The sequence below is a fragment of the Psychrobacter sp. YGAH215 genome (assembly GCF_007280595.1).
Lineage (GTDB): Bacteria > Pseudomonadota > Gammaproteobacteria > Pseudomonadales > Moraxellaceae > Psychrobacter > Psychrobacter faecalis.
In genome coordinates this window covers 46409-62404 of the sequence record NZ_VKLR01000006.1, presented here as the reverse complement: position 1 = coordinate 62404, position 15996 = coordinate 46409, and the positions used below count along the sequence as shown (strand labels likewise).

Here is a 15996-nt window from a genome sequence, read left to right as displayed (position 1 = left end):
TAAGGATGGGCAGTTGTCACTTAGCGCTTATTTCATCTTGGATAAAAAGGATGTCACTTATGAATAATTCTTATAAACACAGTTTGTCTACCAACTCAAAGATTGAGCAAATCAGCGTCAATCGCTGCTTCGATGGCGAGCAGCATTATTATTGTCATGAGTCCACCGCGACCAAAACGCCGATGACCTTTAGTATTTATCTGCCAGATGAAGCGCTGGCTGGGCGCCGTTGTCCGGCTGTTTTATATCTCTCGGGTTTGACCTGTAATGCTGATAACGTCACCCATAAAGCGCATTTTCAACAAAAATGTAGCGAGCTTGGCATGATATTTATTGCGCCTGATACTTCTCCTAGAAGTCATGACGCGCACGATGTCGCAAACGATGAGCGTTATTTTGTCGGGCAGGGCGCAAGCTACTATGTCGATGCCACGCAAGCACCCTGGGTAGAACACTTTAATATGCAAAGCTATATCGTTGATGAATTATACGATTTACTACGCTCAGAGTTTCCGATTGATAGTATCGGCATCACAGGCCACTCGATGGGCGGTCATGGAGCGTTACTATTGGGCTTTAAGTTCCCAAGTAAGTTTGTCAGTGTCTCCGCCTTAGCACCTGTTTGTGCCGCCAGTGAGTCGGCATGGGGGCAGGCCGCTTATACAGAGTACTTCGGCGATGATAAGGCGCTATGGGCGCAAGCTGACGCCTCACAGATGATTGTAGAAGTCGGCCAGCAGTACGCCAGTATTTTGGTCGACCAAGGCGCGGCTGATAATTTTTTGGCAGAAGGTCAGCTGCAAACGCCTAAGCTGCAAGCAGCGTGTGAAAAGGCCAAGCAGCCATTAACATTACGCTATCAGGCCGGTCATGATCATAGCTATTATTTTATTCAAACAGTGATTAATGACCATATCGAACACCACTGGCGTATGGCGCAGATGAGATAAGCTTATCAAATAATAGCGCTTTAATAACTGAGCGTATCGTATCGTCTGTCATATAACTTGACAGACGGTTACGCTGATTATTTAACCAAGCGCCTTTATTATTATAAAATAGATTGGCACAAAACAGATTGGTGCAAAATTGAGCGAGCTTGCCAATAGGCAAAAATTTTTTAAAGGTAAGTTTTATGATGAATAAGCTAACAGCGCCATCGAAGACAAATCTGGCTAACCGACAGCAGACGGCTCAATTATCGTTGGCGGCCATGCAAGCAGATATGGCTAATATGATGGCAACTTTAAAAAATAAGCAGCGAGTTGGTGTTGTTCAAAAAGAAAATATCAAATCAGAAACGCGCAAAGCAAGGCCAGCTAATGCAGCGGCTATTAACGCGCTTGATGCCGTGCAATTATCGCGGGTGATAGAGATGGCATGGGAAGACCGTACGCCGTTTGAAGCGATAGAGCACAGCTACGCTCTAAATGAGACCGCAGTCATTAAGCTGATGCGTCAAGAGTTAAAGCCATCGTCTTTTCGCTTATGGCGTCAGCGTGTTACTAGCCGTGCGACCAAGCAAAGCGTCCGTTTGATGTCGGTCGCGCGTATTGTAAGACCCAATATAAACCGCGCTAACGCTTTTTTTAAAACGCCTTATTTAAAAGAATCGTCTAAATGTAGTATCTAAATACCAATTCCAGTGATTAAAAGCTTTTTTATTAAACGTTTATACCAACCCAAATAGGTAGCTCAACTATGACTAGCCCAGCCAAACCCTATCTTATCGCGCCTTCTATTTTATCAGCTGACTTTGCCAGACTTGGTGAAGAGGTCGAAAAGGTATTGGAGGCGGGCGCTGATGTCATCCATTTTGATGTGATGGACAATCACTATGTGCCTAACCTAACCTTTGGTAGCATGATATGTCAGGCGCTGCGTGACTATGGTATCGAGGCGCCGATTGATGTCCATCTTATGGTATCGCCAGTCGATGGCATGATCGAGCAGTTTTTAGAGGCGGGTGCGAGTATTATCACCTTCCACCCAGAAGCCAGTGCTCATATTGACCGCTCTTTGCAGCTGATTAAAGATGGTGGCGCTGAATGCGGTTTGGTATTAAACCCCGCAACGCCACTGCATTATTTAGATTATGTGATGGACAAGGTTGACCAAATCTTACTGATGAGCGTCAACCCTGGATATGGTGGTCAATCGTTTATTGAGGGTACCTTAGATAAAGTTCGCCAAGTTCGTCAACGTATTATTACCAGTGGTCGCGATATTAGACTAGAAGTAGATGGCGGCATCAAAGCCAGCAATATTCGCGCGATTGCCGAAGCAGGCGCTGATATGTTCGTCGCCGGTTCCGCTATTTTTAATCAAGAAGATTATAAATCTGCCATCGACGCTATGCGCGCCGAATTAGCCTTGGCAAATGGTTATTAATCCCCATTTATAACTATTAGTATGAGTGTTAAGGTTATAACGATGGACTCGATAAGCCATATAAAGGTGAAATATGAACACGCAAAAGCCCATTAACTCGTCAGTATCGCCTGAGCCTATAAAAGAAAAACAAGCCCCAAGCTTAGTACCTAAGGGTCTCACTATAGGCATGGCAGCTTTTGCCTTGGTGCTTAGCATCGCTGGTTATGGTTTTCGCCTGCTGATTGGCGATGATGTCGGAGAAGTGCTGCGTCATGCAGCAGTGATAGTGCCGGCCTTTATGATTGGTATTCCGCTATTTTTCTGGCTCGGTTCACGCATTTTAAATAAGCTCAAAGGTTTACATATCGCAAGCTGGAATGCCATTAGCTTGGGTTATTTAACCTCTTGTATCTCAATGCTTTGGTTGATGGGCACTTATAGTTAATAATTGGCTGCTGTTAGCGCTTTAACATGGTTATCTTTTAAAACTTTGTCTTTATGGCATTCATCGATTTCTACTTTTTAATAAGTCGTGCTTTATGATGCGACTGGACACTTGCTAGTATGGCTACTTCCTCTAAGAAAATTACCGATATCATTTTCCCAAAAGACCTTCCAAACAGTTTGTTTATTTTGCTGATTATCGCCTGTTTGCTCTTAGGCTTATCCTACCTGCGCCATGATACTGGACTGCAAGGCTGGCTACACGTCTTTGAAAATTGGCTACTTATGTTGCTCATTATCCCGACCGCCACTGCTACCGTAGCTTTACCGTTCAAATATCGCGACCCGTCGCTTGAGCTCAAGCAGATGTATTATCTGGGGATGTTTGTCGCTTTCTTATTTACCTTAGCGAAATTACGCTATTGGCGTTAATAGCGATTTAGCTCGTTCATAAGCTTGATAAGTAGTATTAAAGAGCATTTATGCAAAAGACTTACGCGTCAGGCCTTGAATTGTCGGCGCAAAGCGTCCATTGTATAAGTAAGATAGTTTTGCCCGAATATCTGTAAAACTAAGATTTTATAAACGAAGTCAGCGCCTTTTTACAGACATAAAGCGGGATAATAAGGAAAAAATAGATGCCATACGATATTGATAATGAAATAGAAGTAGATAACGATAGTCGCGATCAGTTCGCTGGATTTGCTAAAGAAACCACGCTTGAGTTGGTTGAAGCAGCGGATGGCAAATTGCTGTTACGTGATGCCGAGGAAGAAGAAGCACCGCTGATGACCATCGATTTTTCTGATAAGCTGAAAGAAATACTAGGCAGCGATACCCAAGCGATTGGTCAGCATATGATTCATGCCGCGATTCAGGTCATTATGCAAAAACAGATGAGCCAGTGGCATGCTCATGTCTATGACAAAGAACCTACTCACTATAGCTAAAGCTAATCAGGCTGATAGCCTCTAAATTTATAGCTTCTAAATCTGTAAGAACGAAATATAATAGCTGGTTAAAATAGTGTATGGTTGAAATGATTGGTGGGTCAAAAACTGGCAATAAAAAAGGGTTTATCATTTGATAAACCCTTTTTTTGTTCAAATAATTTAATAATAAACTATTTGATTTTTGCTTCTTTAAAGATTACGTGCTGGCGTACTTTTGGATCAAACTTTTTGATTTCCATTTTGCCAGGCATAGTGCGCTTGTTTTTGGTAGTGGTGTAGTAATACCCAGTACCAGCAGTTGATACTAATTTAATTTTATCTCTCATGATAGCTTTCCTGTAAATGAGGGGTCTTCAAACGATAGGTACGAATACAAAAAGTTCAGTTGCTACAAAGAAAGTAGCCAAAAAGCAGCTTGGAAGGTGAAAATTATCGACCACTTAAGCTGCTTATCTTAACTTATACTTTTTGACCTTGTGCGCGTAGATCCGCTAACACTTTGTCGATACCAAGTTTGTCAATGATGCGCATACCTTTGGTAGACACACGTAGACGTACAAAACGATTTTCAGACTCTACCCAAAAACGATGGTTATGAAGGTTTGGTAGAAAGCGACGACGGGTTTTGTTGTTTGCGTGCGAAACATTATTACCCACCATAGGGCGCTTTCCAGTCACTTGGCAAACTCTAGACATGGCGAACTCCTAATCTATGAGGTATGAGGGATTCTCATACCAGTCTGGGCAAGTTGCACGTTTTTGCGGCATGGACACAGCAAGCGGCAGCTTTGCACCAAACAAAACTATTATGAAGGTTGAGCTGATATTACTGTCATCTAAAGGCAAATAACAGGCAAACCAATTCAGAAAATTTTAAAGCCGACATTTATACCATAAAACTAATGAATACTCAAATATTTTTATAATAATCGCCGCTTTAAGCAATAGCTATTATACCCTGAATTGAGCGTGCTATGTGATTGATTATTTAATAGTAAAGATGCATTTTTTAGTTGTAAGTTATAACAAAAGTCAGTAAAGTTGCTGTTATATATTTAATACAATCTGTTAATACAACCAACCTTAACCCCACTCTCAACTTGTTTTTCTAAGGTATTGGTTTACTTAGTTTTTAAAATTTCAGTTAAAACAATTAGAATTTTAAATTCTATAAAAATCAAAAGCCTACGATAAGTTGAGATTGGCGTAACCTTACTGTAATTCTATGTATCATTATCAGTCTGTCATGATTCTAGACAATGATATCTTGCTTATTTGCGCGAATAAATTACTGCCGATGCGGAGTTCCAAATATGTCATATAGTTCACTACCTCTTACCTCTAAGTTATTCCGACTTACCTTTTTGACTTGTGCATTAGCCTTGGCGGGTTGTGGTGGTGGGGATGGCACAGACGTGATTGCGCCAACACCTGATTTAGGTCCTGAGAAGCCTAATAATGGTACAGATAGTTCCATAACTAACACCTCAGAAATATATATATCTTCTGAGAAAAACCAGTTGCTGACAGGTAAAGATAAAACTACACTCAATATTAGAGTGACAGACAAAAATGGCGGTATCGTAAGCGGAGTGCCTATTAATATTAGTATCGCCGATGCTGCTATATATGGTCTAGCTTTAGATGGTGCTTCTAATCAAATAACTGATGAAAAAGGCTTGGTTACAGTCGATATATTACAGAGTATGCAGGGAATAGATTCTCAATTAAATCATGAAAGTATAGTTACCGTTACTGCTAATGGTACTCAAGGGATTGTTACTCAAACATTACCTGTTATCGTATCAGGCACAACTGCAAATAATGTAGTTTCATCTAAAAATACAGTAAATGCAGGAGAGAATTTTAGTATATCAGGACAAATATTAGATGGCGTAGGAAATCCAGTCGCTAATGCAGAAGTTGTTTTATACAGTAATGACAAGCAGGTAGGGACTGGAGTCTTAGATAATAGCGGTAACTTTCTGTTTGATTTAAACTCTTCTAACTTAGAAGCCTTAAATAATAATTTTTTATTCAGTATTGAAGTTAAAGGGAAGAAGATAAATCAACGAATCCCCGATGTATTAACAGTAGTATCGACGGATAGTTCGAGTATCAGCTTTTCAAAGAGTCCTGATATTATAGTTGGAACAAAGCAGAAAATAACTCTGAATACTCCAAAGGCTAAAAATGGAGATGTTGTTTATATATCAACTAATAAAGGTGAGATTCTAGTTAATCAGAGCGAAACTCAAGGAAGTTCACGTCGCGCATTAACGGTTATGAATGGAAAAGTAGAGTTTTACATCGATTCAAATGTACCTGGAAAAGCCATATTAAGAGCAGAATATGGTAGTGAAACTAGAGAAAATATACTCACCTTTGTTTCGATTAATCCAACTAAACTATTATTGCAAACTGAACGTTCTATAGTAAGTGTGGGAGGGTCTACACCAGTCATCGCACGTGTACTTGATAAAAATGATGCACCAGTAAAAAATGCTATTGTGCAATTTACTACTATTAGAGATTCATCAGGTGGCAGTCTAGGTCAGGGCGTTGCTTATACTGACGATAGTGGCGTAGCGACTGTACTATATAACGCAGGTTCAAATCCAACCAGTACCAATGGCGTTGAGATAAAAGCTCAAGTACAGTCTGTTAAACTACCGAATAATCAAGAAAAAGTAGTTAATCCGATTCAAGCTACTTCATCAATTACCGTTCAAACAAAGTCTACCTATATAAGCTTTGCCTTTGCAGATAAGGTATCTAGTGATGATAGTGAGATTTACTATTTCCGCAGAGGATCAGCTAGCGTCCTTAACAGCTCTGGTAAACCAGCTATAAATCAACAGGTAACCATCAATTTAACGCCAGATAGCTATTTAAAAGGCTTCTTTAGAATTAATATGCTTGATGGTACACCAGTAGAATCTTTCAATTCAGTAGTTTGTGAAAATGAAGATAAAAATTATAATGGTATTCTAGATGCAGGTGAGGACTTCAATAACAATAAACAGTTAGATCCTATTAATGTCGCCGCTGTACTCACTGATAGTGGTCAAGAAGTCGGTTCTGGTAAAAACTTTAATTTTATTACAGATGACAATGGAAGAGTTGACTTTTCAATACGTTATCCAAAACAATATGCAAACTGGTACAGAGCTAAGGTCACTGTTAATACTCGAGTGGATGGTAGTGAATCACAACAATCAAGAGTAATTGACTTTCCAGTTTTAGTAGACGATGTTGATATTAGCGTACCATTTCGGCCTAATACTAATAGTCCATTTGGCACTGAGTTAAATTGCTCAAGTTCAAAATAGTAATAATTGCAAATATAAAAACCCCCAGCCCTCACGTTGGGGGTTTTTGTATTCATAATCTCAATAACCAAATACAAGCAACTCAATCAGCAAAGTTTTGCAAAAGCGATTAGAATAGTCAGTTTCCTATGCTGCTATGCATATTCAAAATAAGCAGCACGTTTTATTTTTAATTGGGCGCACTATGTCAACTACTACAACGTCAACAAACACAACTTCTAACTCAACAACCTCAAGCACACCTGCTACCAGTACTGCAGTGACGACAGCTATCGATACCGCCACACTACTCATCAAATGCCGCGACCAAGCGGGCATCGTCCAAGCGGTATCTGAATTTATCCATCGCTATGGCGCGAACATCATCACCTTGGATCAGTACTCAACCGCTTACGAGGGCGGTCAATACTTTATGCGCTTGGAGTTTGCGTTAGCAGGCTTGAGCGAAATTCTGGATAACTTTGAAGCCAGCTTTGGGCATACGGTGGCCAAGCGCCATAATATGGCGTGGCGCTTGCATAACAATGCGATAAAAACCAAGGTTGGCATCTTAGTGTCAAAGTTTGATCATGCGTTATTAGATTTACTATGGCGGCATCAGCGCGGATTACTCGATTGTGAGATTACCTGTGTCGTTAGTAATCATGAGGACTTGCGCCAAGCGGTAGAAAACTTTGGCATCACTTTCCATTATGTGCCAGTCACCAAGGATAACAAAGCTGAAGCAGAAGAGCAGATTCATACCTTGATGGCAGGCAATGATTTGCTGGTATTGGCGCGTTATATGCAGATTTTATCGTCTGACTTTGTCAAACGTTGGCCGATGCAAGTTATTAATATTCATCACTCGTTTTTGCCCGCGTTTGTCGGTGCCGACCCATATCGTCAGGCTTATGAGAAAGGCGTCAAGCTTATCGGTGCGACCGCGCATTATGTGACTGCCGAGCTAGATCAAGGGCCTATCATTGAGCAAGATGTGCATCGTGTCACTCACCGTCAAGGGGTGGCAGAACTGCGTGCAATAGGCCGTGATATCGAGCGCAATGTCTTGGCGCGCGCGGTGAATTGGCATGTGCAAAACCGCGTGATTGTGGCAGGTAATAAAACCGTGGTTTTTAATTAGATTTTTTTAAGACGGTGTTAAACCAAAATAAGAGCGTAAAAAAGGCCGTCAGTATTGGTATTTAATACTGGCGGCCTTTTTTAATCAAATTACCACTATCACAGAACTGGGTTTATAACAGCATCTCTAACACAAACTTACTACCGACAAAGCCAATTGCTAATAAGATAAACGCATAAATGGTCATGTTGGCAGCGCGTTTACCACGCCATCCTGCGCGCCAATTACCCAATAATAATGCGCCAAATAACAACCAAGACAGCAGGCTAAACACGGTCTTGTGGACGATATGCTGCGCCATCAAGTCCTGTACGTAAATAAAGCCAATCCCCAGCGCGATACTGAGCAATACAAAGCCGACCAATAGCATGTCGAACAATAGACTTTCCATACTCTGTAGCGACGGCAGTTTATTGACCCAAAAGCGATGAATCGACTGGTGTTTCAGCTCGCGTATTTGTAAGCGCAAAAATAGCGCTTGCAGCGCTGCCATCAGCAGCACACAATAGGCGGCAAGTGATAGTAGGATATGCGCCTCTAACCCGACACTGATGTCTGTAATCGGACGATAGGGCGCGCGGCCGATATAACCGATAATCATCCCAACTAGTGCCGTCGGTGCTGCTAAAATACCAAGACTGACAATAGGGCGGTATAAGCTAAAAATAACGTAGAAAAATAAGAAAAATAAACTGATCAGGCTAATGGTATTAAACAAGTTGAAATTTAGCCCATAAAGCGTGACCACATGTGGATAGAGTAGTGCGGCATGTGCGAGCATGCCGACAACCAATAAACCTAAGCTCACGCCCTTGTGGATAGGTTTATCGTGAATCAGCGCCCAGCCGATGTAGATGCTGACCAAAATATAAACCATGCCAGCCAGTAAAAATGCAAGTTGCAAGATAAAGAACCTCATCTCATGATGAGCGCACAAACGTCGCTCAGTTGAATGCTAAAATGGTATTATCAGAATGATTAGAATAATTCTCCAATTTATCATAAAATGGCAAGCAATTGAGCGCCATCTTACGGATTGATTATAGCGCTTGTAGCACAGCAGCGCTTATTAGAAAAATGCCATTTGCAAAACGACTATAAGCTTTATAGCCTCTTAATGCTATAGTATTGATAATATGCTACTTTTTATCATTAATTTTATAAAATACTGCTGATCGTTTGTAGCATCGCCAAATCATATAAATCAGCAAGCAACGCTGAACCAAATTTGACGACGTATTGTTGTCATAGTGTTTTTATCAAGAACCGCTTTTATCAAAGATTGTTTTTATCAAAGATTGTTTTCACTAAGAATTATTTTAATTGAGAGTTATTTATGTTTGATACCTTAACCGAACGCTTATCATCGAGCCTGCGTAATATCGCCGGTACTGGGCAGTTGACCGAAGATAATATCAAAGACACGCTGCGTGAAGTGCGCATGGCTCTATTAGAAGCCGACGTGGCGCTTCCTGTCACCCGTGATTTTGTCAAACGTGTCAAAGAGCAAGCGCTTGGGGCAGAAGTGCTCAAAGAGTTGGCGCCAGGACAAGCATTCGTTAAAATCGTCCACGATGAGCTGACCGAAATGATGGGCAGCGCCAATCAGCAGCTTGAAATGACGGGTAAACCGCCTGTTGTTTATTTATTAGCGGGTTTGCAAGGTGCGGGTAAAACCACCACGGCTGGTAAATTGGCGAAATTCTTACAAGAGCGCCATAAGAAAAAGGTGATGCTAGTTTCTGCCGACGTGTACCGTCCAGCGGCAATTGCTCAGCTTGAGCAAGTAGCAGGACAAGTCAATGCCAAGTTCGTCAATTCAACGGTTGATGAAAATCCGATTGATATCGCCCGCCGCGCTATCGAAGAAGCTAAAATCCAATATCAAGATATTTTGATTATTGATACCGCCGGTCGTCTGGCTATCGATGAGACCATGATGGCTGAAATCAAGGCGTTGACTGCGGCGGTCAATCCATCTGAAACCTTATTTGTCGTCGATGCGATGACCGGGCAAGATGCGGCCAATACCGCCAAAGCCTTTAACGATGCGCTGCCATTGACTGGCGTTATCTTAACCAAGACCGACGGTGATGCGCGCGGCGGTGCAGCATTATCTGTACGCGCCATTACTGGTAAACCGATTAAGTTTTTAGGTCGCGGTGAAAAACTCGACGCGCTCGAACTATTTCATCCTGAGCGTATCGCTCAGCGTATCCTTGGTATGGGTGACGTTTTAAGTTTGGTTGAAGAAGTCGAGCAAAAAATCGATCGTGATAAAGCCGAAAAAATGGCGAAAAAGATGCAAAAGGGCGGCGACTTCGACCTTGAGGATCTATTGACCCAGTTTCAGCAAATGAAAAGCATGGGCGGCATGGCAGGTTTTTTAGATAAAATGCCGGGTATGGGCGGCTCTGATATACAAAAAGCCGTGCAAGACGCTAAGCCTGAAGAAAAAGTACGTGAAATGGAAGCCTTGATTAATTCAATGACGCCGTTTGAGCGTAAGAATCCCGATAAGATTAACCCAAGCCGCAAGCGCCGTATTGCCGCAGGTTCAGGACGTGAGATTCAAGACGTCAACCGTTTGCTCAAGCAGCACAAGCAAATGGCAAAAATGATGAAAATGATTTCTAAGCCTGAAGGTATCAGTAAAATGATGAAGTCGATGCAAGGCTTGATGGGCGGCGGCGGTGCTGGTGGCGGCGGTCCGTTATTTGGCGGCGGTCAGCAAGGCGGTGCCAAAGATGTAAATCCCGCGCAGATGGCAAAGCAGATGGGACTGGACCCAAACAATATGCCGAGCACCGAAGAGATGCAAAAACAGATGCAAGAGCTACAAAACCAAGCGCCAAAGAAGTTTAAAACGCGCTTTTAATGAATAGACGCTCAGATTGATATAGTATTTACTTTTTAACAAATTCCCCAAGGCTGAAATAGTTTTGGGGTTTTTTATGTCTGACGTATTTGCATAAATATTGATGGATGCACTAGGAAAGTTTAGAAATTGATAAAATTCTTTTATCCTAAATGCTATGATAGGCGCTGATTGATGAGCGCATATTTTGTGGTATTAAGAAAATAAGCCGAGGTAATGATGTTTTTAGCAATGGATACCGTATTTGAGCAGTGTTCGATCGCGATTTTAGATGCCAATGGTCAGGTGCTATCGAGTCATACCGAACAAGGCAAACGTGAGCAAACTCAGCACATTTTGCCAATGATAGATGCGGCTTTATCTGAAGCTAAGCTCAATCTGGCGCAGATAAAAGCATTGGTATTCAACCGTGGCCCCGGTGCTTTTAGCGGTATCAGAATCAATACAGCGGTGGTGCAAGCCTTATCTGTCGCCCACGATATCCCTTGCGTGGGGGTTTCTAGCTTACAAGCCATTGCCCAGTGTGCGTATCAAAGGTATGGTTTGACGCAAGTTTATAGCGCGCTTGATGCGCGTATGCAGCAAGTATATTTTGGGCAATATGCACTAATAGACCATATCATGCAGCCCGTTGTGCAATTTAATGGCGAAGATACCGAGCGCTTACTTGATTATGGCAGCCAAACCGCTGCCAATCTGCCTGTCGTCGGTAACGGTGCGCCGCTATTAAAAGCGCATGACGAACAAGTTTGCCATGAAGAGGTTTGGCCAGATGCGGTAGTGATTGGACAATTGGGTATCGCTCAATTCATACAGACAGGCGGTAGCGATGCGGCTAATGCCTTACCAAAGTACTTGCGCAATCAAGCATGGAAAACGCTAAAAGAGCAAGGTAAGGCATAGTGCTTACATGATGATTAGTAAGCAATGTACTTTGTACTTCTACGTATAAACGATTATAAAAGCAACAACAATATAAAACAGCGGCTAGCGCTGTTTTTTTAGGGAAGCAACTGTGGATATACTGTTATTAATCCAAGCGCTCATTATGGGTATCGTTGAAGGTATCACTGAGTTTTTACCCATCTCTAGTACGGGGTATTTGATTTTATCAGCCGATTTGATGAGCTTTTGGACTAAGGAAAAAGTTGATTTGTTTGTGGTGGTAGTCCAGCTTGGTGCTATCTTAGCGGTCATTTATGATTACTGGGGCAGGCTCTGGCAAGCGCTCATGGGGCTACTGACTGGTAAAGCGGAAGGTAAGAGTAATCCAAGGCAGCTTGGTCTAAGCTTAATTGTGGCGACCATTCCGGTAATGATTGTAGGTTTTACCTTTGCAGACGAGATTAAGGCATATTTGTTTAACCCTATCGTGGTAGCGATTATGCTGATTGTCGGCGGTCTGCTGATATTTTATGTCGAAAATCGACCTAAAACGATTATTGCCCAAGAAGCAGAAGACGTCAGTCTAAAAACTGCGTTAATGATTGGTTTGATGCAGTGTTTGGCTTTGATACCCGGAACCTCACGCTCAGGGGCCACTATTATCGGCGCCCTCTGGCTTGGCGTGTCGCGTAAGGCGTCTGCGGAATTTTCTTTCTTTTTAGGCATACCTGTCATTGTTGGCGCAGCATTTTTGGATTTACTAAAGCATCATGATGTATTGACCAGTAGCGAAGACTGGCTGGTATTGGGTATCGGCACCGTGGTGTCATTTGTCGTCGCTTTACTTTGTATCCGCTTATTGGTCGCTTGGGTTAGCCGTCGTGACTTTAAAATCTTTGCTTGGCTACGTATTGTTACGGGCGTATTAGTACTGATTGCCGCTTGGGGTTTTGGCTATCAGATGGCAGGCTAAGTTTTAACGATGTGGCGTTATCATTTTCAACTGGGTAAACGGTAACGTTTTAAACCGTAAAACATTAAGAGGGAGGGCAATCATGAGCAGTTTGCAACAAACATCAAGCGACTTTATGCATTGCGAGCTTTTTTATGTCAATGAAGCCCAACAAGCGCAAATAGCCAGCCTGCAAGCGCTGGTAGTCAAACATCAATTGCCTATTATTCTAAACATTGAGTTATTTAGCGAAAAGCTCAATCAAAAACGTCGTCAGCAATTAAGTCAGTATTCTATCCAGCCTATCTTAGTATTAGATGAAAAAAATAAACTGTCATGGTTAAGCGATGGGCTGAGCGTGGCGCCCGAATGGGATAAGCTACAGCGCCGAGTGGTGAGTGCTGGGCGTAAGTCTGAGTTACTGCTACAAGCGGCTAAAATTACCGCGGATAGCACGGTCATTGATGCGACGGCAGGCTTTGGGCATGACAGCCTGATATTAGCCAGTACTGGCGCTCAAGTCATTATGCTTGAACATCAGCCCTTGATAGCGCTGCTTTTGCTAGCTGAACAGCAGCGGATGAGTACGCTACCAAATTGGCAAAAGCTGATGCGCCGACTACAGATTATCAATACCGATGCGCTGAGTTATTTTGAAAGTATTGATTTTACAGATTCTAGTAATGGTTTGACCGCTAATAGCCATCAGACTATTGATGTGGTATATCTTGATCCTATGTTTCCAGAGGATAGCTATCAAGATAGCAAAACGGGTAAAGGCGCGAAAGTGGGCAAGCATATGCAAGCCTTGCACCAATTGGCACGTCCACCAACGCTAGAAGAAGAGTCACAATTGCTCCAAAGTGCACAAGCAATCGTCAGTCAAAATGCAAGCCAAGGCCGCGTCGTCGTTAAACGCCCGCAGCTCGCACCATTACTTGCGCATCAACAACCAAGCGAAAGCTGGCATAATGAAGCGATACGTTTTGATGGGTATTTCGTTTAAAAAACCTTTCGTTACCATGCATGGAGTCAGTTTAAACTTTTAGAGTTAGTGAATTTAGGAGCAAGGAATGTCGACACTAATTATTTGGGTAATGGGAGCGGCGCTATTACTGATAAATATTATGCTGCGTACGAGAATTTTAAGATTGGAAGCGCGCTTAAAAGAATTGAGTCGCCCTGAAGATTACTTGAGATTCTTGCGACAGCAAGCCGTACAAAAAGAAAAAGTTCCTGCCATTAAAGCCTTACGCAAGCAATATCCTGAGTTGTCGCTCATTGAAGCTAATAATTTGTGGCAACAAATCCAATAGCTCGCCAACCCTTTCGCTTCTATTCGCTTAACCTAGCAGCTTGCAAAAAAGTATATAAAATTTATATAGATGATAATAAAACGCCATGACATTTAATGACAAATTACAAGCCTACCTACAACTAACACGCTTTGATAAACCTGTAGGTATCGAGCTGTTACTCTGGCCAACGCTTTGGGGGGTAATGCTGGCGGCGATGGGTCAAGCGCAGCAGCAAGGCATGGTAGCAGGTATGCCAAATTTTAGAGTCTTTGTTATTTTTGCGCTCGGTGCGATTTTTATGCGCGCGGCTGGCTGTGCAATCAATGATTTTGCTGATCGCAAGGTCGACGGTTATGTCAGCCGCACCAAAGGCCGTCCATTAGCAGATGGACGCTTGTCTGGTAAGGAAGCCATTGCCGCGTTTTTAGTATTGGTATTGCTGAGTGCCAGTTTGCTATTCTTTTTGCCTATTGCCGTTTTTTACTGGTCGCTTGGCGCCGTTATATTGGCGTTTATTTATCCATTCATGAAGCGTTTTACCCATTTGCCGCAAGTGTTTTTAGCCGCCGCTTTTGGTTGGGCAATACCGATGGCCTATGTCGCTATACAAGGCGCGCCTGATATCTGGTGCTGGTTATTATTTATCGCTTATATGTGCTGGACAGTAGCGTATGATACCCAGTACGCGATGGCGGATCGTGAGGATGATTTAAAAATTGGCGTCAAATCAACGGCGATATTATTTGGCCGCTACGATGTGATTATTATCTCGCTGCTGCAAACCGTCTTTTTAGTTATCATGGGTGCGGTCATGTGGCATTACTTTGCGCCAACCAGTGTGGGCGTGTTACCAGTATTTGGCTTGGCGCTCGTGGCGATGATGTTTGCCAAGCAGAACAGCGCTTGTGCCAGTCGTCAAGCACTGGCCTGTTTTCAGGCGTTTTTGGCCAATATATGGGTAGGGCGTTACGTCTTTGCTCTTATCGCAATCGCGTGTTTATGGACAACTTTTAATGGATAAGTTTAAGAAACTCTCAAAGTCAAAAGCTAGAAAGGTATCTGATGTTAAGGCGCCAGTTATCGATTATCAGGCAAAGCTAGCTGAACATGGCTTAACACGCGCACAAGTCATCGAAACTGAGCGCAAATTGGCGAAATTTGCCAATACCATGGATTCGCTCGTACGTATTCCCTTTACCAAACAAGGCATGGGGGCTGATGCGGCGCTGTCGACCATTCCGCTGGCGGGAGATTTGGCAGGACTGGCGTTGACCAGCTATGCTTTTATATTAGGTCGGCAGTTGGGCGTACCTGCGCATAAAATGACCCCAGCGGTTAGATTGGCGCTGATTGATATGGTGGTTGGTATTGTACCGGGTATAGGTACGGTGCTCGATATTTTTATTCGGCCCAGTCGTAAGACATTGAGCATCGTGCACGAGCATCTACACGATGAATATGGCATTACCGAAACCATGCATATGGATCGGCCGTTTTTGCATCAATCATTAGAAGATAGGCAGCAGCAAAGCCGCTTTGCGTTCTTTTGGCGTAATCCTATCGTTGCTTGGTTATATCTGCATATTCCTGACCTATTAGGATTAATCGTTATTGTGGTTATCGGTTGGGGCTTATGGGCGCTGATGAGCTGGCTGGTCAGTCTGTTTGGCAAGACCACTGGTTTTGGTTAAAGGTAAAGTAGATTAAAAAAGGCGGCAAATATAATAAGTATTTGCCGCCTTTTTTAGGGTTGAATTT

At 42.7% G+C, this 15996-nt stretch carries 17 protein-coding genes and 1 pseudogene; 15 read left to right on the top strand and 3 right to left on the bottom strand.

Going from position 1 to position 15996, the window contains the following annotated elements:
• The first annotated feature begins 59 nt into the window (after nt 1-59).
• The 6 genes and pseudogenes from fghA (at nt 60) to FOR85_RS02925 (ending at nt 3767) form a co-directional block, all read left to right on the top strand.
• Entirely contained in the window at nt 60-950 is an 891-nt protein-coding gene (gene fghA, locus FOR85_RS02950) for an S-formylglutathione hydrolase (RefSeq protein ID WP_144296641.1), read from the top strand.
• Nucleotides 951-1375: 425 nt separating this feature from the next.
• Nucleotides 1376-1581, top strand: a pseudogene (locus tag FOR85_RS12925) (TIGR03643 family protein).
• A gap of 120 nt (nt 1582-1701) precedes the next feature.
• Nucleotides 1702-2391 carry a ribulose-phosphate 3-epimerase gene (gene rpe / locus FOR85_RS02940; protein WP_144296640.1) on the top strand — a complete coding sequence of 230 codons (690 nt, stop codon included), beginning with the start codon at nt 1702-1704 and terminating at the stop codon, nt 2389-2391.
• Between the two features lie 73 nt (nt 2392-2464).
• Nucleotides 2465-2818: a hypothetical protein gene (locus FOR85_RS02935; RefSeq protein ID WP_144296639.1), complete on the top strand. Its 354-nt coding sequence runs from the start codon at nt 2465-2467 to the stop codon at nt 2816-2818.
• Between the two features lie 119 nt (nt 2819-2937).
• Nucleotides 2938-3249 carry a hypothetical protein gene (locus tag FOR85_RS02930; protein WP_144296638.1) on the top strand — a complete coding sequence of 104 codons (312 nt, stop codon included), beginning with the start codon at nt 2938-2940 and terminating at the stop codon, nt 3247-3249.
• 206 nt (nt 3250-3455) lie between these two features.
• Entirely contained in the window at nt 3456-3767 is a 312-nt protein-coding gene (locus tag FOR85_RS02925) for a hypothetical protein (protein WP_068403843.1), read from the top strand.
• Nucleotides 3768-3940: 173 nt separating this feature from the next.
• Here the strand turns inward: FOR85_RS02925 and rpmG are convergent, their stop codons facing one another.
• A complete protein-coding gene (gene rpmG, locus FOR85_RS02920; protein ID WP_010201403.1) occupies nt 3941-4096 on the bottom strand; it encodes a 50S ribosomal protein L33 in 156 nt (51 codons plus the stop codon).
• Between the two features lie 133 nt (nt 4097-4229).
• The gene (gene rpmB, locus FOR85_RS02915; RefSeq protein ID WP_057761372.1) at nt 4230-4466 is read right to left on the bottom strand and encodes a 50S ribosomal protein L28; all 237 of its coding nucleotides are present in this window, start codon (nt 4464-4466) and stop codon (nt 4230-4232) included.
• A 617-nt stretch (nt 4467-5083) separates the two neighbouring features.
• On the opposite strand from rpmB, the gene FOR85_RS02910 reads away from it, so the two are divergent.
• Together FOR85_RS02910 and purU are read left to right on the top strand one after the other, a co-directional pair.
• Nucleotides 5084-7102 carry an Ig-like domain-containing protein gene (locus FOR85_RS02910; RefSeq protein WP_144296637.1) on the top strand — a complete coding sequence of 673 codons (2019 nt, stop codon included), beginning with the start codon at nt 5084-5086 and terminating at the stop codon, nt 7100-7102.
• A gap of 184 nt (nt 7103-7286) precedes the next feature.
• Nucleotides 7287-8225 (top strand): formyltetrahydrofolate deformylase, encoded by a 939-nt coding sequence (purU, locus tag FOR85_RS02905; RefSeq protein WP_144296636.1) that lies wholly within the window; start codon nt 7287-7289, stop codon nt 8223-8225.
• Nucleotides 8226-8337: 112 nt separating this feature from the next.
• Here the strand turns inward: purU and FOR85_RS02900 are convergent, their stop codons facing one another.
• Nucleotides 8338-9144 carry an inner membrane protein YpjD gene (locus FOR85_RS02900; protein ID WP_144296738.1) on the bottom strand — a complete coding sequence of 269 codons (807 nt, stop codon included), beginning with the start codon at nt 9142-9144 and terminating at the stop codon, nt 8338-8340.
• 417 nt (nt 9145-9561) lie between these two features.
• Here FOR85_RS02900 and ffh point away from each other — a divergent pair, with 417 nt between their 5' ends.
• The 7 genes from ffh to FOR85_RS02865 all read left to right on the top strand — a co-directional run bounded on the left by ffh (nt 9562) and on the right by FOR85_RS02865 (nt 15929).
• Nucleotides 9562-11103, top strand: a complete 1542-nt coding sequence (gene ffh / locus FOR85_RS02895) for a signal recognition particle protein (protein ID WP_144296635.1) — start codon at nt 9562-9564, stop codon at nt 11101-11103.
• 219 nt (nt 11104-11322) lie between these two features.
• On the top strand, nt 11323-12006 hold the full coding sequence (tsaB, locus tag FOR85_RS02890) for a tRNA (adenosine(37)-N6)-threonylcarbamoyltransferase complex dimerization subunit type 1 TsaB (RefSeq protein ID WP_144296737.1): 684 nt from the start codon (nt 11323-11325) through the stop codon (nt 12004-12006).
• A gap of 112 nt (nt 12007-12118) precedes the next feature.
• A complete protein-coding gene (locus FOR85_RS02885) occupies nt 12119-12961 on the top strand; it encodes an undecaprenyl-diphosphate phosphatase (protein ID WP_144296634.1) in 843 nt (280 codons plus the stop codon).
• Nucleotides 12962-13043: 82 nt separating this feature from the next.
• Nucleotides 13044-13946, top strand: a complete 903-nt coding sequence (locus FOR85_RS02880; protein WP_144296633.1) for a class I SAM-dependent methyltransferase — start codon at nt 13044-13046, stop codon at nt 13944-13946.
• 67 nt (nt 13947-14013) lie between these two features.
• Entirely contained in the window at nt 14014-14256 is a 243-nt protein-coding gene (locus FOR85_RS02875; RefSeq protein ID WP_144296632.1) for a hypothetical protein, read from the top strand.
• A gap of 85 nt (nt 14257-14341) precedes the next feature.
• Nucleotides 14342-15259 carry a 4-hydroxybenzoate octaprenyltransferase gene (gene ubiA, locus FOR85_RS02870; RefSeq protein WP_144296631.1) on the top strand — a complete coding sequence of 306 codons (918 nt, stop codon included), beginning with the start codon at nt 14342-14344 and terminating at the stop codon, nt 15257-15259.
• Nucleotides 15252-15929, top strand: coding sequence for a DUF4112 domain-containing protein (locus FOR85_RS02865; protein ID WP_144296630.1), 678 nt, complete (start codon nt 15252-15254; stop codon nt 15927-15929). Before ubiA ends, FOR85_RS02865 begins: the two co-directional genes overlap by 8 nt.
• Nucleotides 15930-15996 lie beyond the last annotated feature (67 nt).

What these genes read in the sequence shown, in the direction of transcription:
- fghA (WP_144296641.1), top strand. Translation starts at nt 60, where the DNA reads ATGAATAATTCTTATAAACACAGTTTGTCTACCAACTCAAAGATTGAG.
- rpe (WP_144296640.1), top strand. Translation starts at nt 1,702, where the DNA reads ATGACTAGCCCAGCCAAACCCTATCTTATCGCGCCTTCTATTTTATCA.
- FOR85_RS02935 (WP_144296639.1), top strand. Translation starts at nt 2,465, where the DNA reads ATGAACACGCAAAAGCCCATTAACTCGTCAGTATCGCCTGAGCCTATA.
- FOR85_RS02930 (WP_144296638.1), top strand. Translation starts at nt 2,938, where the DNA reads ATGGCTACTTCCTCTAAGAAAATTACCGATATCATTTTCCCAAAAGAC.
- FOR85_RS02925 (WP_068403843.1), top strand. Translation starts at nt 3,456, where the DNA reads ATGCCATACGATATTGATAATGAAATAGAAGTAGATAACGATAGTCGC.
- rpmG (WP_010201403.1), bottom strand. Translation starts at nt 4,096, where the DNA reads ATGAGAGATAAAATTAAATTAGTATCAACTGCTGGTACTGGGTATTAC.
- rpmB (WP_057761372.1), bottom strand. Translation starts at nt 4,466, where the DNA reads ATGTCTAGAGTTTGCCAAGTGACTGGAAAGCGCCCTATGGTGGGTAAT.
- FOR85_RS02910 (WP_144296637.1), top strand. Translation starts at nt 5,084, where the DNA reads ATGTCATATAGTTCACTACCTCTTACCTCTAAGTTATTCCGACTTACC.
- purU (WP_144296636.1), top strand. Translation starts at nt 7,287, where the DNA reads ATGTCAACTACTACAACGTCAACAAACACAACTTCTAACTCAACAACC.
- FOR85_RS02900 (WP_144296738.1), bottom strand. Translation starts at nt 9,144, where the DNA reads ATGAGGTTCTTTATCTTGCAACTTGCATTTTTACTGGCTGGCATGGTT.
- ffh (WP_144296635.1), top strand. Translation starts at nt 9,562, where the DNA reads ATGTTTGATACCTTAACCGAACGCTTATCATCGAGCCTGCGTAATATC.
- tsaB (WP_144296737.1), top strand. Translation starts at nt 11,323, where the DNA reads ATGTTTTTAGCAATGGATACCGTATTTGAGCAGTGTTCGATCGCGATT.
- FOR85_RS02880 (WP_144296633.1), top strand. Translation starts at nt 13,044, where the DNA reads ATGAGCAGTTTGCAACAAACATCAAGCGACTTTATGCATTGCGAGCTT.
- FOR85_RS02875 (WP_144296632.1), top strand. Translation starts at nt 14,014, where the DNA reads ATGTCGACACTAATTATTTGGGTAATGGGAGCGGCGCTATTACTGATA.
- ubiA (WP_144296631.1), top strand. Translation starts at nt 14,342, where the DNA reads ATGACATTTAATGACAAATTACAAGCCTACCTACAACTAACACGCTTT.
- FOR85_RS02865 (WP_144296630.1), top strand. Translation starts at nt 15,252, where the DNA reads ATGGATAAGTTTAAGAAACTCTCAAAGTCAAAAGCTAGAAAGGTATCT.